This is a genomic window from Anaeromyxobacter soli, assembly GCF_022808855.1.
GTDB classification, from domain to species: domain Bacteria; phylum Myxococcota; class Myxococcia; order Myxococcales; family Anaeromyxobacteraceae; genus Anaeromyxobacter; species Anaeromyxobacter soli.
In genome coordinates this window covers 1-20,938 of the sequence record NZ_JAKZLF010000007.1, presented here as the reverse complement: position 1 = coordinate 20,938, position 20,938 = coordinate 1, and the positions used below count along the sequence as shown (strand labels likewise).

Here is a 20,938-nt window from a genome sequence, read left to right as displayed (position 1 = left end):
GCGCGGACCACCCGGCATAGAGACGGTCCGCAATGCGGACTATCTCCGACGCCGGGCTTCGCCGGGAGGCGCGGGCGCTCCGCGAGCAGGTGATCGCGCTCGCGCGGCGCCGCTCCCTGCGCGACCCGGTGGCCGCGAGCTGCGGCGAGCTGGAGCTCACCCCGCCGCAGATCCACGCGCTCCTCTGGATCGGCCACGACGGCCCGCTCACCATGGGCGAGCTCGCCCGGCGCGTGGCGGTGACGGAGAAGACCGTCACCGGGATCGTCGACCGCCTGGAGCGCGACGGCCACCTGCGCCGCGAGCGCGACACCGCGGACCGCCGCGTCGTCCGCGCCCGGTTCACCCCCCGGGGAGAGCAGCTCTTCCGCCGCATCGACGCCGACATCGAGGACAAGTTCGCCGCGATCCTCGGCGCGCTCGATCCCGCGGACCGCAAGGCCCTCGCGCGGATCGTCGACCGGCTCGTCGTCCGCCTGGGCGCGCCGGAGGAGGGCGGCGGGAGATGACGCGCGCCCCGAGCTCCGGGCCGCGAGCCGCGGCCAGAGACCCCTTCACCGCGCCCGCCCGGCGCGACCGGCCGGACCCCTTCTGGGGGGCGGCGTTCGCAGGCGGGCGCGAGGTAGCACCACGCATCCACGCCGTCCGGCGGGAGGAGACATGAACGCAGTGATCGCAGTGACCGTGCTCGCGCTCGCGGTGGCGCAGGCGCCGGAGCCGTCCCGGAGCGCCGCGCCCGCGCCGCAGCCGCAGGCCGGCCAGCCGGCGCCGCAGGGCGCAGGGCCCAGCCTGGAGGCGCAGCCGACGCCGCAGCCGACGCCTGCCGGCGAGATCGTCACGCTCGAGCAGGCGCTGCAGCTCGCCGCCGCGCGCAACCTGGACCTCAAGGCCGCGGCGGCGCGGCTCCGCCAGGCGGACGAGATCTCCGTGCAGGCCTGGGCGCGCTACCTGCCGCAGGTGAACGCGAGCGGCACCTACACGCGCAACGAGCCCGCGGCCGTGCTCCCCGCCGGGACGTTCGGCGCGGGCAGCCCGGAGATCACGATCGTCGCGAAGGATCAGCTCGCCGGCCAGGTGGACGCGAACCAGGTGCTGTTCTCGCCCGCGCTCGCGTTCGGGATCCGCGCCGCGTCGAAGGCGGAGGCCGTCTCGCGCCTCACCATCGAGAACGTCCGGCGGGACATCGTGTTCGGCGTCGCCCAGTCCTACTACGGCGTCGCCGCGCTGAAGCAGTCGACCGAGGTCTCCGAGCGGCTCCTCGAGATCGCGCGCCGCCAGGAGAACGACGCCCGCGTCCGCTACCAGGCCGGCACCATCGCGAAGGTCGGCCTCCTGCGCGCGGAGATCGACCGCGCCCGCGCGGAGCAGGACCTGCGCCGCGCCCGCAACTCTTACGAGTCGGCGCGCATCGGCCTCGCGACCCTGCTCGACCGCCCGGTCGACTTCGAGGTGACCGCGCCCCCCGAGCCGCAGCTCCCCGACGACCTCACGGTGCTCGAGCAGGGGGCGCTGCGCGAGCGCGTGGACCTCCAGGCCGCGCGGCGGAACGTCGAGCTCCAGCGCGCGAGCCGCAACGCCTCCGTGGGCCGCTACCTGCCGAACGTGGCCGCGTTCGGGCGCTACCAGATCCAGAACGCCGCCGGCTTCACCGGGCAGAACGACCAGTGGGCGTTCGGGCTCGGCCTGTCCTGGACGCTCCTCGACGGCGGCCTGCGCGAGTCGCAGATCCGCGAGGGGAACGCGCGGATCGCGGAGGCGGAGGCGAGCGCCGCGAGCACCGAGGCCCGCGTCCGCGCCCAGGTGCGCCAGTCGACGCTCGACCTCGAGAGCGCCCGCGCGAACGCCGCGAAGGCGAAGGAGCAGCGCGACCTCGCCGCCGAGAACCAGCGCCTCGTGGACGTGTCGTACCGCGCCGGCGCCGCGACGGCCGTCGAGCAGGCGGACGCGACGGCGCAGCTCCGGAACTCGGAGATCGCCCTCACGACGGAGTCGCTCTCGGCCCAGCTCGCCGCGGTGAGGCTCCTGCAGGTGGCGGGGGAGTTCGACCCGCTCCGCCGTCCGCAGGCGCAGCCGGCGCCCGCCTCGACGCCGGCGCCCGCGCCGGCGCCCGGCTCCGTCGCGCCGCCCGCGCCGCAGCGCTGACGGCAACGGAGCGTGATCCGGCGCCTCGCAAACCGCGGGGCGCCGGCCCGCGCCTCAAGGTACCGCGGCGGCGCCGGGCGGGATCGCGACGACGCGGTTCCGCCCGGCTTGCTTCGCGAGGTACAGGGCGCGGTCCGCGGCCTCGAGCAGCTCCCGATCGCTGCGGCCGGCCACGTACTCCGCGAGGCCGATCGAGACGGTCACGCCGATCGACACGGTGAGGCCCAGGTCGTGGCCGTGCCACGCGCAGCGGCTCCGCTCGACCGCGCGGCGGATCCGCTCCCCCAGGGCGCGCGCGCCCTGGAGCCCCGTCTCCCGGGCGACGACCACGAACTCCTCGCCGCCGTAGCGCGCGAGCACGTCCTCCTTCCGGATCGCGCCGCGCAGCACGAAGGCGACCATCTTGAGCGCCTCGTCGCCGGCGAGGTGGCCGTGGCGGTCGTTCACCGCCTTGAAGAAGTCGACGTCGGCGAGGAGCAGCGAGAGCTCGCGCCCGTGGCGCTGCGCGGCGGCGAGCTCGGAGGCGAGCCGCTCCTCCAGGTGGCGCCGGTTGAAGAGGCCGGTGAGCGGATCCTGGAGCGCGCCCTCGGCGATCTTCATCTGCCAGCGGGCCTCGAGCTCGTCCGCCCACAGGAACTTGAGGGTGGTCGCGCCGCCGATCTGGACGCGGGCGCCGTCGTCGAGCTTCTCCTCGACGACGCGCCGCCCGTTCACCCAGGTGCCGTTCGCGCTGCCGAGATCGCGGAGCACCGCGCCCGCCCCCTCGATCCGGACGGCGGCGTGCAGGCGCGAGACGGCCTCGTCCACGATGCGCAGGTCCACGTCCTCGCGCCGGCCGATGGTCACCTCGCGGCCTGGAGCGAGCGGGAAGACGTCCCCGAACTGCGGCCCCGACAGCACGAGCAAGAAGCCGTGCCGCTCCGACGCCGCAGCGATGCTCGGCAGCGCCGTGTAGGTGCGCTCCTTCTCCTCGGGCCTCGCCGGCATGGTCCCACCCCCGCGCGGGATTCTACTCCGGGAGGACCCCGGACAGCGACCGGCGAGGAGTCCCGGGGCCGCACGACGAGGCGGAATGGCTGGAACCCGGGCGAGCCCTGCCGCGAGGCGGGGCGCGGTGTTACGCGGAGGGCCTGTGATCCGATTCGGGCCCGCGGGGTGGGAGTACGTGGACTGGGGCGGGATCGTCTACCCCAGGCCCGAGCCGCGCGGGTTCGACCGGCTCCGCTTCCTCGCCGGCTACTACGGGACGGTGGAGGTGAACGCGACCTTCTACCGGCCGTTCTCCGCGCAGGTGGCGGCGCGCTGGCTCGAGCGCGTCGCGGACGTCCCCACGTTCCGCTTCGGCGCGAAGGTCTGGCGCCGCTTCACGCACGAGCGCGGGGAGCCGTACGGGACGAAGGAGGTCGAGGAGGCGCGCGCGGCGCTCGACGCGCTGCACGCGGCCGGGAAGCTCGGGGCGGCGCTGCTCCAGTTCCCCTGGTCGTTCAAGCGGACGGACGGCAACGAGGAGTGGCTGCGCGGGCTCTTCCGCGCCTTCGCGGGGCTGCCGCTCGTCCTCGAGGTGCGCCACGACTCGTGGGACGTCCCGGAGGTCCACGCCGAGCTCGCCGAGGCGGCGGTCGGGATCGTGAACGTCGACCAGCCGCTCTTCCACCGCTCGATCCGGCCCGGCGCCGCCGTCACCTCGGCGGTCGCCTACGTGAGGGTCCACGGGAGGAACTGGAAGGACTGGTTCCGGAAGGACGCGGGCCGCGATGCCCGCTACGACTACCTCTACACCGCGCGCGAGCTCGAGCCCTGGGTCGAGCGCATCCGCGCGCTCGAGGCCGCCCCGGCGCAGCCCGACGTCTACGTCGTCACGAACAACCACTTCGAGGGGAAGGCGCCCGCGAACGCCACGATGCTCGAGGCCATGGTGAGGCGCCGGCGGGTGGAGGCGCCGCCGGGGCTCGTGGCGCGTTATCCCGAGGCGCTCCGCCCCTTCGTCTGACGCGCCGCCCCCAACGCTGTTGCCCGGGTCACGGCAGCTCGGCGACCACCGGCGCGTGATCGCTCGTGCCGAAGTCGGCGAGGACCGCGCAGCGCGTCGCCCGGCTCGCGAGCGCGGCGCTCGCGAGCACGTAGTCGATCCGCCAGCCGATGTTGCGCTGGCGAAGGTTCCGCCAGGGCGCCCAGTAGGTGAACAGCCCCTCGTTCTTGGGATCCATCGCGCGGCCGAGGTCGACGAGGCCGTGCGACAGGATCTGCTCGATGAGGGCGCGCTCCTCCGGGCGCTGGCCGATGGCGCCCGCCTTCCGCTCCTTGGGGTGGACGTCCTGGTCGGTGCGGGCGACGTTCAGGTCGCCGGCGATGACGAGCGGGCGGCCGGCGGCGCACGCCGCCTCCACCCAGCGATCCAGCGCCTCCAGGAAGCGGAGCTTCGCAGCGAAGTCCTTGCCGCCGTTCGGGACGTACACGGACGCGACGGTGACGCCCGCCACCTCGGCGACGGCGATGCGGGTCTCGAGATCGAAGTCGGGGTGCGTGAACGCGGGGCGCTCGGGCGCGACCTCGCGCCGGACGTGGAGGCCGACCCCGGAGTACGCGGTCGCCCCGTGCCACAGGCACCAGTAGCCCTCGAGCTCGCAGAGCGAGGGGGGAACGCGCGCCGGTGGCGCCTTGATCTCCTGCAGGCAGACCACGTCCGGCCGCTCGCGCGCGATCCACTCCGCGACCTGCGCCTCCCGCGCGCGGATGCCGTTCACGTTCCAGGTGCCGATCTTCAAGCTCGCCCCTCCCTGGCCTCACCCGCGCACCTGGAGCCTGAGCGAGGGCCGCCATCAGGGCCCTTCATAAGAACGGGCCCATTCGCCGCACGCACGTCCTTGGCGGGCCGCGCGTTCCTGGCCGAAAGCGCGACAGGCAACAAAAAAGGGCCGTGGCGCGGCGCGCTTGGCGCCCGTCACGGCCCTCCCCCCCGGCGGATCCCTTGGTATCACACCACCGCTCCAGCAAATGGGGTGGTCGCCTGTGGTGTTTTGCCGGGAGTAGCCTCGGGGTCCTCGGTCAGCGCCGGCGCTCGCTCCGAGCAGCGGACCTGTGCCCGGCGGAGGGCGCCCACTCGCCCGGCGCCAGGCTGAAGTAGAGCCGCTGCCCGCGGCGCTCCTCCACGACGCCCACGCCCGCCGCCGAGAGCGCGTCGAGGTCGCGCTGCGCGGTGTTCTTGGACACGCCGCAGCGGCGCGCGAGGTCCGCGAGCGAGAGCGGCTCGCTCGCGGTGGCGAGGAGCTTCCAGAGCGAGAGCCGGCGGGCGAAGGTCGACATGGGCGCGGAGCCGCGCGTCGCGCGGCGGAGCGGATGACCAGCGGTCTAATGTCGCACGCTGGGTGCAGCACCTCCCAACACGGACCCACCGCACCAGGGGACCGGCACGCGAGGGGCTCCGGCGGGGTTCCGCTGCAGGTGAACCGGCGCGGCCTGGCGGTCTCGACTGCTCGACGGTCGCGAGGGACCGGGCGTTGAGATCCTCGACACCTCGCCGGCCACGATCAGCGCTTGCGGCTGGAGCGGTTCGTGAACTGGCGGACGGCCATGACGGCGACGCCGGCGAGGACCGCTCCTGCGACCGGACTCGACAGGAGGCCGCTCGTGGCGGGCGTCGACTCGTTGGCGGCGAGGAGCTGGCGGATCATGCCGCGACGCTCGCCGTGCATGCGCGAGAGGAGCGCCGCGAGCGCCTGCGGCTCCTCGAGCCCCTCGTCGTGGACGCCGGGATAGTTCACGTCCGCCCTGCGCGCGCTGCGCTGCAGCTCGGACACGAAGCGACGGCGCTCCTCCGGCGAGAGCCGCTCGACGCTCGCGAGCGCCGCCTCCTGGAACTCCGCCGGGCCGATCTCGTCGGCCACGCGGTCGTAGTTCGCGATCGTCTCCTCGTCCCTGAGCGCGTCCCAGGGAGCGCCCCGCTCCCAGCGGCGCGTGAAGTCCTCGAAGCTCTCCCGGCCGAGCCCCTCGAGCAGCGCGTCGAGCATCCCCATCGTCGTTCCCTCCGTTGGCCGCACCTCGACGTCAATGTCGCGAGGGAGGCGTCCATCTTCAACGCTTCGCGCGCGCGCGGCCCCGGGGCCGGCCCGCGTCTCCCCGTCCTCCGCCACGTGGCCGGCTGGACACAGCGTGCGGAATGCCCTGGCGCTCCGCGAATTCGTGCGGGGCACGCCCGTTGCTCAAGGAGCGGGGAATGGAGGGCCCAATGCGCCCGTCGTCCGCCTTGCACCCGAACCGCTCCCGCCTCGTCACCGTCCTCGCCGTGCTCGCGCTCGCCTGCTCGCGCCAGGCGCCGCGGGACGTCCCGTCCACCGCCCACCCGCCGCCGCCCCCGGCCGCGCCCGCCGGGGAGCGCGCCCGGCTGCCGCGCGCGGACCTCGTCCGCCTCGCCGCGCTCGTCGCGGCGCTCCCCTCGACGGAGACGCTCGAGCCCTCGCCCGCCGCCGCGGGAGAGGAGGCGGCGGCGATGTTCACGCCGCGTCTCACCGGGCGCACCCCCGACGGGAAGGCGCTCCTCGAGTTCCCGCTCGTCCACACCCGCGTCGTGGCGCAGGTCACGGGGAACGTGGCCCGCGTCGAGGTGACCCAGTTCTACGCGAACCCCTCGTCCGACCGGCTCGAGGCGATCTACGCGTTCCCGCTCCCGGCCAACGCCGCGGTCACGGACATGCTGTTCCGCATCGGCGATCGGGTGGTGCTCTCGGAGGTCCGCCGCCGCGAGGAGGCGCGCCGGACGTACGAGGCGGCGAAGCGCGAGGGCCGCACCGCCGCGCTCACCGAGCAGGAGCGGCCGAACCTGTTCACCCAGTCGGTCGCGAACGTGCCGCCCGGAGAGACCGTCGCGGTCGTGCTGCGCTACGTCCACGAGGTCCCCTTCGACGACGGGCGCTACGCGTTCCACTTCCCGACCACCATCGGCCCGCGCTACGTGCCCGGCGAGCGGCTCGCCGCCGGCGCCGCGGGCCCGGGCTGGGCCCCCGACACCGATCGCGTCCCCGACGCGTCGCGCGTGACGCCGCCCGTCGTGCCGCCGGGCACGCGCTCCGGCCACGACGTCGACATCCTCGTCCGGCTGGTCCCCGGGGGCGCGTTCGACGACGTCGAGACGCGCAGCCATCGCGCCGTGACCGGGCTCGAGCCCGGCGGCGCGCGGATCGTCGCCCTCGCGGAGGACGACCGGATCCCGAACAAGGACTTCGTGCTCACCTGGCGGCCTGCGGGCGCCGCGCCGGCGGCGCACGCGGTCGTGCAGCGCGAGAAGGGCGAGGACTTCCTCATGCTCTTCGTGCAGCCGCCGGCGGAGATCGCGCCCGCGCTCGTGCGCCCGAAGGAGCTCGTGTTCCTCCTCGACAAGTCGGGCTCGATGATGGGCGCGCCCTTCGATCGGCTGCGCGCGCTCGTCCTGCGCGCGCTCGACGCGATGGGGCCGGATGACACCTTCCAGATCGTCGCCTTCGACGGCGCCGCGCAGGCCATGAGCGAGGCGCCGCTCCCCGCCACCCCCTCGGCGGTGGCGCGCGCGAAGGCGTGGCTCGCCGGGCTCCAGGGCGGCGGCGGCACCGAGATGCTCGAGGGGGTCCGCGCCGCGCTCACGCCGCCGGAGGACCCGCGGAGGCTGCGCATGGTGGTGTTCTGCACCGACGGCTTCATCGGCAACGAGACCGAGATCATCCAGGCGGTGGAGGCCCTCCGCGGCCGGGCGCGGGTGTTCGGGTTCGGCATCGGCACGTCGGTGAACCGCTACCTGGTGGAGGGCGTGGGCCGGGCCGGACGCGGCGCCTCGGAGGTGGTGTCGCTCGACGAGGCGCCGGACGCGGCGGTGGCGCGCCTCTTCAAGCGGATCGACCGGCCGGTGCTCACCGATCTCGAGGTCGGGTTCGAGGGCGCCGAGGTGACCGAGCTCCTGCCGGCGCGCCTGCCGGATCTCTTCGCCGGGCAGCCGCTCGTGGTCGCGGGGCGAGTCCGGCGCGGGGCGCCGACGCACCTCGTGCTGCGCGGCCGGCTCGGCGAGGCGCCGTGGGCCTCGCGCATCGAGGTCGCCGAGGCGCGGGTGGACGCGGGCGAGGGGACGGCTCAGCCGATCCTCGGGACGCTCTGGGCGCGCCGCCGCATCGAGGACCTCCTCACCGCGGAGCCCATGGCGCCACCCGCGTCCGCCATCGAGGAGACGGTCGCCCTCGCGCTGCGCTTCAAGCTCGTGACGCCCTACACCTCGTTCGTCGCGGTGGAGCGGGCGCTGCGCGTCGACCCGTCGCTGCCGCTCGCGCAGGCGCTCGTGCCGAACGAGCTCCCCGAGGGCGTCTCCCATGAGGGCATCTTCGGCCCCGCCTCCGAGGTGGACCTCGCCCCCGCGCGCGTGAAGCCCGGCGACCCGGAGCTGCGCGTCGCGGCGCCCGGCGCGCGCTCGGTGTCGGTCGCGCTCCCCTTCGAGGCCGCGCCACGCGAGGCGATCCGCGATCCGCTCCGTGGCGACTTCGTGCTGCGCTTCCTCGTCCCGCCCGCCTGGCCGGACGGGAGCTACGACGCCAGGATCACGATCCGGCACGCGGACGGCCGGCGCGAGGAGCGGACCGCCCCCATCCGCGTCGACACGACGCCCGCCGCGATCGCGGTGCTCTCCGCGCCGGCGACCGCCGCGCCCGGCGAGGCGATCCGCCTCGCGCTCAAGCCGTCGCTGGCCGTCTCCCGGCTCCCGGCGCTCTCGAGGCGCCCCGGCGGCCTCGCGAACGCGGTGAAGGGCGCGATGGAGGTGAAGGAGGTGCTCGTGCGCGCGCCGTGGGGGGAGCTCGCGCGGGCGCGGATGGAGGGGCCGCTCGGGGCCTGGGTGGCCGAGCTCCACGTCCCGGCCGGAGCCGGGGCGGGCGCGGCGGACCTCGAGGTGGTGGCCTCCGACGCGGCGGGCAACGTGAGCCGCCGCAGGGTGGCGCTCACGCTCCTCCCGCTGCCCCCGCCGGGCGCGCCGGACGCAGCGGGTCCGATGCTGCTCGCGGGGGCCGGCGCCGGGCTCGCGCTCCTCGCCCTCGGCGCGGCCGGCCTCGCCGCGGCGATCCTCGGCCTCGGGGCCGCTCGCCAGGGCCGCCGTCGCGCGGAGCTCCTCGCCCTCGCGCTCGGCCCGGCGCTCGCACCCGCCCCCGCACCGGCGCTCGCGCCGCGCCACCGGGGCGGCGGCCGTCGCGGCGGAACGCGACTCCTCTTCGGCGCCCTCCTCGCGGGCGGGGCGCTCCTCGCGGCCAGCGCGGGTGCGCTCGCCTGGAGCGACCGGGCCCGGCTCCGTCACCTCGCGCTCCCCGCCCTGAGCGACGCGTCGCTCGCGCCGGCGCCGGCCGCCGCGCTCGCGGAGCTGCCGCCCTGCGCGAGCGCGCCGCTCGCGCGACTCGGCCGGCGGGTCACCGCCGTGCTCGCCGCCGCCGACGGCGCGACGGTGGTCGGCACCTTCGACGACGGCGTCGTGTGGCTCGGGCCTGACGGCGCCGCGGAAGCGGTCCCCGGGCTCGAGGGGCGCGAGCGGTTCGTGAACGCGCTCGCGGAGCACGACGGGCTCGTGTGGGCGGCGACGCAGGGCGGGCTCGTGGCGCTCGACGGGCCGCGGGAGGCGCTCGTGCTGCTACGGGGAGAGGGCGTCACGGCGCTCGCGCGCGCGGGAGCGCGGCTCTACGCCGGGACGGCGCGCGGCGTCTTCCGCGTCTCGGCGGACCGCGGCGCCGAGCCGATGGCGGTGACCGGCCCGGACGGCGAGCCGATCCGCGCCACCGCGCTCGCCGCGACGGCGACCGAGCTCTGGATCGGGACGGCCTCCGGCGCCTACGCGCTGCCGCTCGCGAACCTCGACGCGCCGCTCCTCGCGCGGACGGCCGCCTGGCACCCGCTCGTGTTCGGCGCGCCGGGCGCCGCGACGAACGTCGTCACCGCGCTCGCGCCGCTCGGCGACGGCGCGCTCGCCGGCACCGACGACGGCGGGCTCGTGCGGCTCGCGCGGGACGGGGGCGTCGCCGCGCTGAGGCTCGCCGACGCCCGCGCGAACGAGGTGAACCCGAACGCCGCCGCGGCGACCGGCGAGGGGGTGGTGGTCGGGACGCAGGGCGGCGGGCTCGTCTTCGCTCGGACGCGGGAGGCGGGGCTCGGCGCGGGGAGGCCGCGCGGGCTCGAGCGCCTCGCCGTGTCGGCGGTGTGGGCGGGGGCGGACGAGGTGATCCTGGCCGGGACGGCGGACGGCGAGGTGCTGCGGCTCGCCTGCGAGCGGCCGGGATCGTGAGGCTCGGACGGCTACCGCCCGAAGACGACCGCGAGGCGGCGGCGGAGCTCGTCGCGGACGTCGCGAAACGCCTGGAGCCGGTCCTCCTCCGGGCCTCCCGCGCCGGCGGGATCGGGGAGGCCCCAGTGGACGCGGCGCGCCTTCCCCAGGAAGGCCGGGCAGACCTCCTCGGCGCAGAGCGTGACGACCGCGTCGACGGTGTGGGGAGGGATCGCCTCCACGCTCTTCGAGCGGTGGGCGGCGATGTCGAGGCCGATCTCGGCGAGCGCGCGCACGGCGAGCGGGTTCACGCGCGAGGGCTGCGAGCCCGCCGACGACACGGTCACCCCGGCGGGCGCGAGCGAACGCGCGATGCCCTCGGCCATCTGGCTGCGAGCGGAGTTCGCGACGCAGAGGAACAGGACGTGGCGCGGCCCGAGCCTGCGGAGCTCCTCCGCCTCGCGCCGCCAGTCCGCGCCGGTCACGGGCTCGCCTTCCCGCGCAACGGGCCGACGCTCCCCGCACAGTTCTTCACGCCCGCGAGCTCCGCCGTCTCGCCCGGGAAGAAGCGGTCGCGGAGCCCGAGGGCGACCGTGACGAGGCCGATGAGCACCGGCACCTCGACGAGCGGCCCGATCACCGCCGCGAACGCCGCGCCGTGCGCCATCCCGAAGGTCGCGACCGCCACCGCGATGGCGAGCTCGAAGTTGTTCGACGCGGCCGTGAAGGAGAGGGTGGCGGTCTGGCCATAGCTCGCCCCCACCTTCCGGCTCATGAAGAACGAGACGAAGAACATGACGACGAAGTAGACGAGGAGCGGGATCGCGATCCGCACCACGTCGAGCGGCACCTGCACGATGGTCTCGCCCTTGAGCGAGAACATCACGACGATGGTGAAGAGGAGGGCGACGAGCGTGATGGGCGAGATGCGCGGGATGAAGACCCCGCGGTACCACGCCTCGCCCTTCCAGGCGCGGAGGCCGAAGCGGCTCGCCATCCCGGCCAGGAAGGGGACGCCGAGGTAGACGAAGACGCTCTTCGCGATCTCGCCGATGGTGATGTGGACCTCGGCGCCGGCGAGGCCGAGCCAGCGCGGCAGGACCGTGATGAAGACCCAGGCGTAGACCGAGAAGAACAGCACCTGGAAGATCGAGTTGAACGCGACGAGCCCGGCGCAGTACTCGGTGTCGCCCCTGGCGAGGTCGTTCCAGACGATGACCATCGCGATGCAGCGCGCGAGGCCGATGAGGATGAGGCCGACCATGTACTCGGGGCGGTCGCGCAGGAAGATCACGGCCAGCGCGAACATGAGCAACGGTCCCACGATCCAGTTCTGGACGAGGGAGAGCGCGAGCACCTTCCCGTTCCGGAAGACCCGCGGCAGCTCCTCGTAGCGGACCTTCGCGAGGGGCGGGTACATCATCAGGACGAGGCCCACCGCGATCGGGATCGAGGTCGTCCCGACCGACATCCGCTCGAGCATGGGGACGACGCCCGGCACGAGGAAGCCGAGCGCCACGCCCGCGCCCATGGCGAGGAAGATCCAGAGCGTCAGGTAGCGGTCGAGGAACGAGAGGCGACGGGTCACGCCGGCGCGCGCCGGCGCGACGAGGGTGGCTTCGGACATGGGCTAGAGGCTCCCGACGAGGGACTTGAGCCGGCGCAGGGTGCGGGGCTCGATGCAGTAGCAGACGCGCGGACCGTCGATCTCGCCGCGGATGAGGCCCGCCTCCTTGAGCACCTTGAGGTGCTGCGAGACGGTGGACTGCGCCAGCGGGAGCTCGTCGACGATGTCGCCGCAGACGCACGCCTCGCGGCGGACCAGGAGGCGGAGGATCTGGACCCGCGCCGGGTGCCCGACCGCCTTCGCGAGGAGCGCCAGCTCCTCGTCCGCGTCGGAGCCCTCGACCGGCCGGAGGTCGGGTTCCTGTCTCGGCTCCGGAGCCGGACCGCAGGCCGGGACCTTCTTGAGCTGGGGCGCCATGGAATCGGCTATCTACGATGGACGCGCGCGAGAGGCAAGACCGGGCGCCCGGGCGAGCGGGCGCGTCACGCACCTGTCACCGGATGGGCCCCCGCCGGGCGGCGCCCGGCGAGCGGGTTCGGGGTATCGCCGGTTCATGGAAAACGCTCAGCCACAGGGAATGGTCGGGCTGGCGATCGTGATCTGGTCGTCGCTGGTCGTGCTCGTCTACGGGTTCCTGCGCATGGCGGGGATCCTCGGCCACGGGCACGAGCGGCGCCCGCGCAGACGCGCGCGCTAGCGAGATCGAGCGGTCGCGGGGTCGCGCACGGCAAGCCGCGCGGGATCCGCAAATCGCAAAAAGACGATGACACCGGCTCCGGGATTCCCGATACTCCGCGCCGCGGCCGAGGGTCGGCTCGCGAAAGGACGGCCTCGTGAAGCTACCCGTGCTCGGCGAGTCGGAGGAGGCGCCGGCGTGCTGCGCGCAGCCGGCGCCGCGGACGACGGCGGAGGCGGCGGCGCGAGGCGCGAGCCGCGTCAAGACCGCGGCGCTGCTCGCCGGTGGCCTCGCCGTCTGGGCGGCCGCCTATGCGCTCGTCCACCCGCTCTCGGAGCTCGCCGCCTTCCGGGTGCTCGGGCTCTCGCCGTCCTCGCGCCTCGGCCAGAGCGTCGCGTTCTTCCTCTACGACGCGCCGAAGGTGCTGCTGCTCCTCGTCCTCATCGTCTTCGGCGTCGGGATCGTGCGCTCGTTCTTCACCGCCGAGCGGACCCGCGCCCTGCTCGCCGGCAGGCGCGAGTCGGTGGGGAACGTCCTCGCCGCGCTGCTCGGCGTCGTGACGCCGTTCTGCTCCTGCTCCGCCGTTCCGCTCTTCCTCGGGTTCGTGGAGGTCGGGATCCCGCTGGGCGTCACGCTGTCCTTCCTCGTCGCCGCGCCCATGGTGAACGAGGTCGCGCTGGTCCTCCTCCTCGGGCTCTTCGGGTGGAAGGTCGCCGCGCTCTACCTCGTCACCGGGCTCGCGATCGCCGTCGCCGCGGGCTTCGTGCTGGGGAGGATGAAGCTCGAGCGCTACGTCGAGCCATGGGTCTACGCGTCGATGAAGCGGAGCGAGGTCCACGAGCGCGAGCGGCTCGGGTTCCAGGGCAGAGTCGAGAAGGGCGTCGAGGCGGTGCGGGACGTGGTCGGCAAGGTGTGGCCCTGGGTGCTCGCCGGGATCGCGGTGGGCGCAGGAGTCCACGGGTACGTGCCGGAGGGGCTGCTCGCCGGGTTCATGGGGAAGTCCGCGTGGTGGTCCGTCCCGGCCGCGGTCGCGATCGGCGTCCCGATGTACTCGAACGCGGCGGGCATCATCCCGGTGGTCGAGGCTCTGCTCGGGAAGGGGGCCGCGCTCGGCACCGTGCTCGCCTTCATGATGTCGGTGATCGGCCTCTCGCTCCCGGAGATCGTGATCCTCCGGAAGGTGCTCCGCCCGCCGCTCATCGCCGCCTTCGTCGGGATCGTCGCGCTCGGCATCCTGCTCGTCGGCTGGCTCTTCAACGCGGTCCTGTGAGGTGACGGATGAAGATCCAGGTGCTCGGTACCGGCTGCGACAGGTGCAAGGCGCTCACCGCCAACGCCGAGAAGGCCGTCGAGGCGCTCGGGCTCTCGGTGGCGGTGGAGAAGGTGGAGGACCTCCGCGAGATCATGCGGCTCGGGGTGATGACCACGCCCGCGCTGGTGGTGGACGGGAAGGTCCGCGCCGCCGGCAAGGTCCTCACCGCCGACGCAGTGATGGAGCTCCTGCGGTCCTGAGACGCGTCCCCGCGACGAGGCTCAGCCCGGGATCGCCTCGTACGCTCGCCTCACCTCGTCGGCCCCGTAGCTCCGCTCGAGCCGCCTCACCGTGAAGTGACCCCAGGCGGTCTTCTGGTAGTGCTGGATGAAGACCGAGTTGATGCCGGCCCCGGCGAGCGCGCCCACGATGGGGACGAGCTGGGCGACCGCCTTCTGCGCGACCTGGGTCCCGAACCGCTGGGCGATGAGCCCGACGAGGCGCGCGACCGCCGGCGCGCTGCGCTCGGCGGCGAGGTCTCCCATGGCGCGGGCGCCGAGCTGCTCGGCGGCGCGCGCGACCGCCTGCGAGAGCGCCACGCGCACCGCGAAGTAGCCGGCCTCGGCCGCGTCGTCGCTCGCGGCGCGGCCGCCCATCGCGAAGACGCCGAGGCACTCGAGCCGCACGCGCAGCTCGGAGAGATCCTCGCCCTGGGCGCGCGCGTGGTCCGCGATGGAGCGGAGCATGAGCGTCGTCGAGAAGGGCAGCTCGATGGCGAGGGTCGCGGCGCCGAGCGCGCCGCCGAGCGCCCCGGAGGCGATGACGGCCGCGCGGTGGGCGAGGTCGGAGGCGGCGCCGGGCGCTCCGCGCACGGCGAGCGGAGGCGAGCCGCCGGCCCCCGTCGCCTCGCGGAAGTCGAGGGTCCGCACGGCGAGCTCGAGCCCCTTCTCGAGCGCGGTGCGCGTCGCGCTCCCCACGAGATCGCGCGTGCGAACCGGCAGCTTCTCGACGAGCCGCTCGATCGGCCGGCCGACGCGGCTCGCGAGCTGGATGGCGAGATCGGGGGTCTCGAGGACGTGCTTCGCCTGCTCGAGGGCGAGGGCGTCGGCGCGATCGAGGGGACCTGGCATCCGCGAAGCCTATCGCGCGGAGCGCGCCCGCGCCGCGCCCCGGTCGGCCCCGAGCCCCCGGCCCTTCACGCCGCGGGCGCCGGCAGCACGCCGGCCACGAGGAACGTGCTGCGCGGGAACGCCTCGGTGTCGATGGTGAGGGCGCGCTCGTGCCGGAACTCGACGTCGTGCGCGGCGGTGACCGTGCAGTACCAGGTCTCCGGCGTCGCGAGGGGGGCGGGGGCCGCGAACGCCGCCGGCGAGAAGAGCGCCAGGTTCGGGCCGCGGCGGGGGTCGCGCGCCGAGGGGTAGCGGACGGCCTCGATCCCGTCGGCCCGCATCTCGGTCCCGAGCTGCTGACTCACCGTGTAGTCGCTCGGCGAGCAGAGCTTGCGGAGGGAGGCCTTGAACGCGGGCGACGACAGGTCCACCCCCGCCCGCGTCGCGACCGCGACCTGGAACGCCGAGAACGGCATCGCGTGCGGCGCGAGCTTCGCCTTCGTCCCCTCGAAGAAGACGATCCGGTAGTAGGCCGTCTCGGCGAGCGCGGTGCGGAGCTCCTCGGAGCCGTACCAGAGGCTCGGCTCGTGGCGGCCCCCGAAGCGCGAGCCGTACCTGAGCGGCGGGTACCGGAACGGAGAGTAGAGGAGGTAGTGCAGCCTCCCGAGCACGGGGTCCGGCGGCAGCGGCGGCTTGTGGTCGTCGATCATCCGCTCGAGCAGCGCGTGCTCGGCGTCCGAATCGACGAGGGGCCGCGTCGAGATGATCCGCTGGCCCTCCGCGATGCGCCAGGGCCGGCCCTCGAGCGCCCGGGCGTTAGACCTTCCCCCGCATCGCGTCCAGATACTGCGTGACATTCACCAGCCCCTCGACGCTCCGCACGAGGAGTGCGGGAGTGCCGCCGAGATGAGCGTTCTCGGCGTGGAACCACGCGCGGCAGCTCGCTGCGTCTCCCAGTAAAGCACTGAGGCTGCGGTACATGCGCAGGAAAGTGAGCGCGAGCTCGCCCTCCTTGGCGCCGGGGTCGATCGCCCGCGCGGACGCGCGGAGCCGCGAGACGGAGGCGCCGCTGACGCCGATGATCCGCGCGAGCTGCGCGTCCGTGAGCTCGAGGAGCTCCGCCGCGCGGAGCGTCGCCTTCGTCAGGACGGCGCCCGGCTCCGGCGACCTCGCGGTGTGGGCGGATGCGCGCATCGGACCTCCAGATGACGCGGGGAAGGACTGCTTTCACCTGGAAGATTAATGGCGGCATCTTTCATTTGCAAGAGGCGCTGGCGCGGGCCAGCGGCGACCGGAGCCGCGCGGGGCCCGGGGAGGACTCGCCGGGCGAGCACTGCGGGGCCCGGCGGGCGCGCGGCCCCTTCAGGGCACGAGGACCGCCGCGCCCTCGATCCTCCCCGCGCGCAGCCGATCGAGCGCCTCGTTGGCCGCGGCGAGCGGAAACGGCGTCACCTCGCAGCGCACGGGCACGCGCGGCGCGAGCGCGAGGAACGCCTCGCCGTCCGCGCGGGTGAGGTTCGCGACGGAGCGCAGGACGCGCTCCCCCCACAGGAGCGCATACGGAAACCGCGGGATGTCGCTCATGTGGATGCCGGCGCAGACGACCGTCCCGCCCGGCGCCACCGCCGCGAGCGCGGCGGGGACGAGCGCGCCCACCGGCGCGAAGATCACGGCCGCGTCGAGCGGGGCTGGCGGGGGCGCGTCCGAGCCGCCCGCCCAGGCCGCGCCGAGGTCGAGCGCGAGCCGCTGCGAGGCGTCGTCACCGGGCCGCGTGAACGCGAAGACCTCCTGGCCGGCGTGGCGGGCGACCTGTGCGAGGATGTGCCCCGCCGCGCCGAAGCCGTAGATCCCGAGCCGCGCCGCGTCGCCCGCCATGCGCCAGGCGCGGTGCCCGATGAGCCCGGCGCACAGGAGCGGCGCGGTCGCGACCGGGTCGGTGCCGGGAGGAAGCGGGAACGCGAAGCGCGCGTCCGCGACGGCGTACTCCGCGTACCCGCCGTCCCGCTGCCAGCCGGTGAAGCGCGCGCGCTCGCAGAGGTTCTCGCGGCCCGCCCTGCAGAACCCGCAGGCCCCGCACGCCCAGGCGAGCCAGGCGACGCCGGCGCGATCTCCCGGCGCGAAGCGCGCCACGCCCGGGCCAGCGCGCACGACCTCGCCGACGATCTCGTGCCCGGGCACGACGGGCCGGCCGGGGAGGGCGAGGTCGCCGTCGGCGACGTGCAGGTCGGTGCGGCAGACACCGCAGGCGAGGACGCGCACCAGGATCTCGCCGGGCCCTGGCTCGGGGACGGGGAGGTCGCGGGCGGCGAGCGGCCGGCCCGGATGCTCGACGACCATCGCGCGCACGGACGAGAGCCTACCGTGTTCCGGCGGGCGCGGCTCGAGGCACTGCGGTCCTCTCCCAGCCGAAGGGCGGACGGCTGGACCCCCGCCCCCGGGGCGCGATCGCACCGTCGGATCGGTGCGGCGGGTGGGTGCGCGGCGCCGCGCGCACCCGAGGTGCGGATCCACGCCGGCAGGCGTTGATCGGCAGGCGCTTCTCGTTAGGAGTTCACCCCAGCCGAAGCAACGTCCGCAACGACCGTGAGGCGCCCCGAATGGACCCGCTTTCCAGCCCCGACATGGACCCGCAGGAGACGCGCGAGTGGCTCGACGCCCTCGAGGGCGTCCTCGAGCGCGAAGGGACCGAGCGCGCGCACTTCCTCATCGAGCACCTCATCGACCGGGCGCGGCGAGCCGGCGCGTACGTGCCGTTCTCGGCGAACACCGCCTACGTCAACACCATCCCGGTCGAGCTGCAGCCGCGCTTCCCGGGCGACTTCGCCCTCGAGCAGCGGATCCGCCACTACATCCGCTGGAACGCGATGGCGATGGTGGTCCGCGCGAACAAGCACACGAACGTCGGCGGCCACATCGCGAGCTTCGCCTCCGCCGCGACGCTCTACGACGTCGGCTACAACCACTTCTGGCGCTCCTGGTCCGAGGAGCGCGGCGGCGATCTCGTCTTCCTGCAGGGTCACTCCTCCCCCGGCATCTACGCGCGCGCGTTCCTGCTCGGCCTCCTCAGCGAGGAGCAGCTCACGAACTTCCGGCAGGAGGTCGAGGGGAAGGGCATCTCGTCCTACCCGCACCCCTGGCTCATGCCCGAGTTCTGGCAGTTCCCCACCGTGTCGATGGGGCTCGGGCCGCTCATGGCGATCTACCAGGCCCGCTTCATGAAGTACCTGGCGGACCGGAGCGTGGTGGACACCGAGGGCCGCAAGGTCTGGGTCTTCACCGGCGACGGCGAGATGGACGAGCCCGAGGCGATGGGCGCCATCGGCCTCGCCGGCCGCGAGAAGCTCGACAACCTCATCTTCGTGGTGAACTGCAACCTGCAGCGGCTCGACGGGCCGGTGCGGGGCAACGGCAAGATCATCCAGGAGCTCGAGAGCACGTTCCGGGGCGCCGGCTGGAACGTCCTCAAGGTGATCTGGGGCCGGCACTGGGATCCGCTGCTCGCGAAGGACAAGAGCGGCGCCCTCCGCCGCCGGATGATGGAGGTGGTGGACGGCGAGTACCAGGTCTACAAGTCGCGGGACGGCGCCTTCGTCCGCGAGCACTTCTTCGACAGCCCGGAGCTGAAGGACCTCGTCGCCGAGCTCTCCGACGAGGACATCTGGCGCCTCAACCGCGGCGGCCACGATCCGTTCAAGGTCTACGCCGCCTACCAGGCGGCGGTGAGCCACGAGGGCCAGCCGACGGTCATCCTCGCGAAGACCATCAAGGGCTACGGCATGGGCGAGGCGGGCGAGGCGATGAACATCGCCCACCAGCAGAAGAAGATCGCGACGGACGCGGTCCGGCGCTTCCGGGACCGCTTCGACCTCCCCGTCCCCGACGACAAGCTCGAGGAGGTGCCCTTCCTCAGGTTCGAGGAGGGGTCGAAGGAGCTCGAGTACATGCGCGCCCGCCGCGCCGAGCTCGGGGGCGATCGCCCGCGCCGGCGCCGCCGCGCGCCGGAGACGCTCGAGGTCCCGCCGCTCGCCACGTTCGACCGGCTCCTCAAGAGCACCGAGGACCGGGAGATCTCCACCACGATGGCGCTCGTGCAGATCATGAGCATCCTCGCGCGCGACAAGAAGATCGGCGCGCGCGTCGTGCCGATCGTGCCGGACGAGGGCCGCACCTTCGGGATGGAGGGCATGTACCGGCAGCTCGGCATCTGGAGCCACGTCGGCCAGCTCTACACGCCGGAGGACGCGGACCAGCTCGCCTTCTACCGCGAGGACCGGAAGGGCCAGGTGCTGCAGGAGGGCATCACCGAGGCGGGCGGGATGGCGGAGTGGATGGCGGCGGCCTCGTCGTACTCCGTGCACGGCCGCTCGATGATCCCGTTCTACCTGTTCTACTCGATGTTCGGCTTCCAGCGCGTCGGCGACTTCGCCTGGGCCGCAGGCGACATGCGCTGCCGCGGCTTCCTCGTCGGCGGCACGTCGGGCCGCACCACCCTGAATGGCGAGGGGCTCCAGCACGAGGACGGCCACTCGCAGGTGTTCGCGTCGGTGATCCCGAACTGCCGCTCGTACGATCCGACCTTCTCCTACGAGGTCGCGGTCATCGTGCAGGACGGGCTCCGGCGCATGGTGCAGGAGCAGGAGGACGTCTACTACTACCTGACCGTCCTCAACGAGAACTACGTGCACCCGGCGATGCCCGAGGGCGCGGCCGAGGACATCATCCGCGGCATGTACCTCTTCAAGCGCGGGGCGGGGGGCGACAAGAAGGCCCCGCGCGTCCAGCTGCTCGGCTCGGGCGCGATCCTCCGCGAGGTGATCGCCGCCGCCGATCTCCTGAAGAGCCACTGGGGCGTGGACGCCGACCTGTGGGCCTGCCCGAGCTTCACGGAGCTCGCCCGCGACGGCATGGCGGTCGCGCGCGAGAACCTCCTCCACCCGGAGGCGCCGGCGAAGAAGTCGCACGTCGAGCGCTGCCTCGGAGAGACCTCCGGGCCGGTGGTCGCGGCGACGGACTACGTGCGCACGTTCGCCGAGCAGATCCGGCCGTACGTGGGCCGCAGGTACCTCGTGCTCGGCACGGACGGCTACGGGCGCTCCGACACCCGCGAGCGGCTCCGCCGCTTCTTCGAGGTGGACCGGCACCACGTGGCGGTCGCCGCGCTGAAGTCGCTCGCGGACGAGGGGAAGCTCCCCGCCGCGAAGGTGACGGAGGCCATCCGCAAGTACGGCATCGATCCCGCGAAGCCGGCGCCGTGGACCGTGTAGGCGCCCCGGAGAGCGAACGACCCATGAGCACCATCGAGGTGAAGGTCCCCGCGCTCGGCGACTTCAAGGACGTGCCGATCATCGACGTCCTCGTGAAGCCGGGCGACGCGGTGAGCAAGGACGACGCGCTCGTGACGCTCGAGTCGGAGAAGGCGACGATGGACGTGCCGTCGCCAGCGGCGGGCACCATCAAGGACCTGCGGGTGAAGGTCGGCGATCGCGTGAGCGAGGGGAGCGTCGTGCTCACCCTCGACGAGGCGGGGGCGGCCAGGCCGGCCGCGAAGGCCGCGCCCCCTTCGGCCGCGAAGCCCGCGCCCCCGGCGGCCACGAAGCCCGCGCCCTCTCCCGCGCCCGCCGGGAAGCGCGACGGCGCGGCGGCACCGGCCGCGCGGGCCGCGGAGGGCGCCGCGAAGGCCCCGGCCGCGGGGGCCGCGCCGGCGGGCGGCGGCCGGGTCGAGGTGAAGGTCCCCGCCATCGGCGACTTCAAGGACGTGCCGGTGATCGACGTGCTCGTGAAGGCGGGCGACACCGTCGGGCGGGACGATCCGCTCATCACCCTCGAGTCCGAGAAGGCGACCATGGACGTGCCCGCGCCGGCGGCGGGGACCGTCCGCGAGCTCAAGGTGAAGGCAGGGGATCGGGTGAGCGAGGGCAGCCTCGTGCTCGTGCTGGACGCC

At 74.3% G+C, this 20,938-nt stretch carries 20 protein-coding genes; 9 read left to right on the top strand and 11 right to left on the bottom strand.

Going from position 1 to position 20,938, the window contains the following annotated elements; genetic code table 11:
- Positions 1-32: 32 nt before the first annotated feature.
- Together MLV88_RS07140 and MLV88_RS07135 are read left to right on the top strand one after the other, a co-directional pair.
- Entirely contained in the window at positions 33-509 is a 477-nt protein-coding gene (locus MLV88_RS07140; RefSeq protein ID WP_242341136.1) for a MarR family winged helix-turn-helix transcriptional regulator, read from the top strand.
- Positions 510-660: 151 nt separating this feature from the next.
- Complete coding sequence (locus MLV88_RS07135; protein WP_243337182.1) at positions 661-2,142, top strand: TolC family protein; 1,482 nt, start codon at positions 661-663, stop codon at positions 2,140-2,142.
- Between the two features lie 54 nt (positions 2,143-2,196).
- Here the strand turns inward: MLV88_RS07135 and MLV88_RS07130 are convergent, their stop codons facing one another.
- Positions 2,197-3,129, bottom strand: coding sequence for a diguanylate cyclase (locus tag MLV88_RS07130; protein WP_242356749.1), 933 nt, complete (start codon positions 3,127-3,129; stop codon positions 2,197-2,199).
- A gap of 145 nt (positions 3,130-3,274) precedes the next feature.
- Between MLV88_RS07130 and MLV88_RS07125 the strand changes: the two genes are divergently transcribed.
- Entirely contained in the window at positions 3,275-4,132 is an 858-nt protein-coding gene (locus tag MLV88_RS07125) for a DUF72 domain-containing protein (protein ID WP_242341139.1), read from the top strand.
- A 28-nt stretch (positions 4,133-4,160) separates the two neighbouring features.
- On the opposite strand, the gene MLV88_RS07120 is transcribed toward MLV88_RS07125, so the two are convergent.
- The 3 genes from MLV88_RS07120 to MLV88_RS07110 all read right to left on the bottom strand — a co-directional run bounded on the left by MLV88_RS07120 (position 4,161) and on the right by MLV88_RS07110 (position 6,155).
- On the bottom strand, positions 4,161-4,907 hold the full coding sequence (locus tag MLV88_RS07120; protein WP_243337180.1) for an exodeoxyribonuclease III: 747 nt from the start codon (positions 4,905-4,907) through the stop codon (positions 4,161-4,163).
- A 280-nt stretch (positions 4,908-5,187) separates the two neighbouring features.
- Positions 5,188-5,445, bottom strand: a complete 258-nt coding sequence (locus MLV88_RS07115) for a winged helix-turn-helix domain-containing protein (protein WP_243337178.1) — start codon at positions 5,443-5,445, stop codon at positions 5,188-5,190.
- A gap of 224 nt (positions 5,446-5,669) precedes the next feature.
- Complete coding sequence (locus MLV88_RS07110; RefSeq protein WP_243337176.1) at positions 5,670-6,155, bottom strand: hypothetical protein; 486 nt, start codon at positions 6,153-6,155, stop codon at positions 5,670-5,672.
- Between the two features lie 200 nt (positions 6,156-6,355).
- Between MLV88_RS07110 and MLV88_RS07105 the strand changes: the two genes are divergently transcribed.
- Positions 6,356-10,414: a VIT and vWA domain-containing protein gene (locus MLV88_RS07105; protein WP_243337175.1), complete on the top strand. Its 4,059-nt coding sequence runs from the start codon at positions 6,356-6,358 to the stop codon at positions 10,412-10,414.
- An 11-nt stretch (positions 10,415-10,425) separates the two neighbouring features.
- Here the strand turns inward: MLV88_RS07105 and MLV88_RS07100 are convergent, their stop codons facing one another.
- From MLV88_RS07100 to MLV88_RS07090, 3 genes are read right to left on the bottom strand one after another with little or no spacing between them, the layout of a single operon-like run.
- Positions 10,426-10,878 carry an arsenate reductase ArsC gene (locus MLV88_RS07100; protein WP_243337172.1) on the bottom strand — a complete coding sequence of 151 codons (453 nt, stop codon included), beginning with the start codon at positions 10,876-10,878 and terminating at the stop codon, positions 10,426-10,428.
- The gene (arsB, locus tag MLV88_RS07095; RefSeq protein ID WP_243337170.1) at positions 10,875-12,020 is read right to left on the bottom strand and encodes an ACR3 family arsenite efflux transporter; all 1,146 of its coding nucleotides are present in this window, start codon (positions 12,018-12,020) and stop codon (positions 10,875-10,877) included. Before arsB ends, MLV88_RS07100 begins: the two co-directional genes overlap by 4 nt.
- A 3-nt stretch (positions 12,021-12,023) precedes the next feature.
- Positions 12,024-12,377 (bottom strand): ArsR/SmtB family transcription factor, encoded by a 354-nt coding sequence (locus MLV88_RS07090; RefSeq protein WP_242340938.1) that lies wholly within the window; start codon positions 12,375-12,377, stop codon positions 12,024-12,026.
- Between the two features lie 136 nt (positions 12,378-12,513).
- On the opposite strand from MLV88_RS07090, the gene MLV88_RS07085 reads away from it, so the two are divergent.
- The 3 genes from MLV88_RS07085 (at position 12,514) to MLV88_RS07075 (ending at position 14,148) form a co-directional block, all read left to right on the top strand.
- Positions 12,514-12,657, top strand: a complete 144-nt coding sequence (locus MLV88_RS07085; protein ID WP_242340937.1) for a hypothetical protein — start codon at positions 12,514-12,516, stop codon at positions 12,655-12,657.
- Positions 12,658-12,793: 136 nt separating this feature from the next.
- A complete protein-coding gene (locus MLV88_RS07080) occupies positions 12,794-13,906 on the top strand; it encodes a permease (RefSeq protein ID WP_243337168.1) in 1,113 nt (370 codons plus the stop codon).
- Between the two features lie 8 nt (positions 13,907-13,914).
- Positions 13,915-14,148 carry a thioredoxin family protein gene (locus tag MLV88_RS07075; RefSeq protein WP_242356716.1) on the top strand — a complete coding sequence of 78 codons (234 nt, stop codon included), beginning with the start codon at positions 13,915-13,917 and terminating at the stop codon, positions 14,146-14,148.
- Between the two features lie 21 nt (positions 14,149-14,169).
- Here MLV88_RS07075 and MLV88_RS07070 read toward each other — a convergent pair whose 3' ends face one another.
- The 4 genes from MLV88_RS07070 to MLV88_RS07055 all read right to left on the bottom strand — a co-directional run bounded on the left by MLV88_RS07070 (position 14,170) and on the right by MLV88_RS07055 (position 17,343).
- Complete coding sequence (locus MLV88_RS07070; RefSeq protein ID WP_243337166.1) at positions 14,170-15,018, bottom strand: EcsC family protein; 849 nt, start codon at positions 15,016-15,018, stop codon at positions 14,170-14,172.
- A gap of 65 nt (positions 15,019-15,083) precedes the next feature.
- Complete coding sequence (locus MLV88_RS07065) at positions 15,084-15,854, bottom strand: RES family NAD+ phosphorylase (RefSeq protein ID WP_242372302.1); 771 nt, start codon at positions 15,852-15,854, stop codon at positions 15,084-15,086.
- Complete coding sequence (locus MLV88_RS07060) at positions 15,814-16,191, bottom strand: MbcA/ParS/Xre antitoxin family protein (protein ID WP_242340931.1); 378 nt, start codon at positions 16,189-16,191, stop codon at positions 15,814-15,816. Before MLV88_RS07060 ends, MLV88_RS07065 begins: the two co-directional genes overlap by 41 nt.
- Before the next feature lie 168 nt (positions 16,192-16,359).
- Positions 16,360-17,343, bottom strand: coding sequence for a zinc-dependent alcohol dehydrogenase family protein (locus MLV88_RS07055; protein ID WP_242340930.1), 984 nt, complete (start codon positions 17,341-17,343; stop codon positions 16,360-16,362).
- Between the two features lie 251 nt (positions 17,344-17,594).
- On the opposite strand from MLV88_RS07055, the gene aceE reads away from it, so the two are divergent.
- Together aceE and MLV88_RS07045 are read left to right on the top strand one after the other, a co-directional pair.
- Positions 17,595-20,261 carry a pyruvate dehydrogenase (acetyl-transferring), homodimeric type gene (gene aceE / locus MLV88_RS07050; RefSeq protein ID WP_242372307.1) on the top strand — a complete coding sequence of 889 codons (2,667 nt, stop codon included), beginning with the start codon at positions 17,595-17,597 and terminating at the stop codon, positions 20,259-20,261.
- A 23-nt stretch (positions 20,262-20,284) separates the two neighbouring features.
- The coding region (locus MLV88_RS07045; RefSeq protein ID WP_308197547.1) for a biotin/lipoyl-containing protein at positions 20,285-20,938 on the top strand (654 nt) is incomplete at its 3' end.

What these genes read in the sequence shown, in the direction of transcription:
- MLV88_RS07140 (WP_242341136.1), top strand. Translation starts at nt 33, where the DNA reads ATGCGGACTATCTCCGACGCCGGGCTTCGCCGGGAGGCGCGGGCGCTC.
- MLV88_RS07135 (WP_243337182.1), top strand. Translation starts at nt 661, where the DNA reads ATGAACGCAGTGATCGCAGTGACCGTGCTCGCGCTCGCGGTGGCGCAG.
- MLV88_RS07130 (WP_242356749.1), bottom strand. Translation starts at nt 3,129, where the DNA reads ATGCCGGCGAGGCCCGAGGAGAAGGAGCGCACCTACACGGCGCTGCCG.
- MLV88_RS07115 (WP_243337178.1), bottom strand. Translation starts at nt 5,445, where the DNA reads ATGTCGACCTTCGCCCGCCGGCTCTCGCTCTGGAAGCTCCTCGCCACC.
- MLV88_RS07110 (WP_243337176.1), bottom strand. Translation starts at nt 6,155, where the DNA reads ATGGGGATGCTCGACGCGCTGCTCGAGGGGCTCGGCCGGGAGAGCTTC.
- MLV88_RS07105 (WP_243337175.1), top strand. Translation starts at nt 6,356, where the DNA reads ATGGAGGGCCCAATGCGCCCGTCGTCCGCCTTGCACCCGAACCGCTCC.
- arsB (WP_243337170.1), bottom strand. Translation starts at nt 12,020, where the DNA reads ATGTCCGAAGCCACCCTCGTCGCGCCGGCGCGCGCCGGCGTGACCCGT.
- MLV88_RS07090 (WP_242340938.1), bottom strand. Translation starts at nt 12,377, where the DNA reads ATGGCGCCCCAGCTCAAGAAGGTCCCGGCCTGCGGTCCGGCTCCGGAG.
- MLV88_RS07085 (WP_242340937.1), top strand. Translation starts at nt 12,514, where the DNA reads ATGGAAAACGCTCAGCCACAGGGAATGGTCGGGCTGGCGATCGTGATC.
- MLV88_RS07075 (WP_242356716.1), top strand. Translation starts at nt 13,915, where the DNA reads ATGAAGATCCAGGTGCTCGGTACCGGCTGCGACAGGTGCAAGGCGCTC.
- MLV88_RS07070 (WP_243337166.1), bottom strand. Translation starts at nt 15,018, where the DNA reads ATGCCAGGTCCCCTCGATCGCGCCGACGCCCTCGCCCTCGAGCAGGCG.
- MLV88_RS07065 (WP_242372302.1), bottom strand. Translation starts at nt 15,854, where the DNA reads ATGTCACGCAGTATCTGGACGCGATGCGGGGGAAGGTCTAACGCCCGG.
- MLV88_RS07060 (WP_242340931.1), bottom strand. Translation starts at nt 16,191, where the DNA reads ATGCGCGCATCCGCCCACACCGCGAGGTCGCCGGAGCCGGGCGCCGTC.
- aceE (WP_242372307.1), top strand. Translation starts at nt 17,595, where the DNA reads ATGGACCCGCTTTCCAGCCCCGACATGGACCCGCAGGAGACGCGCGAG.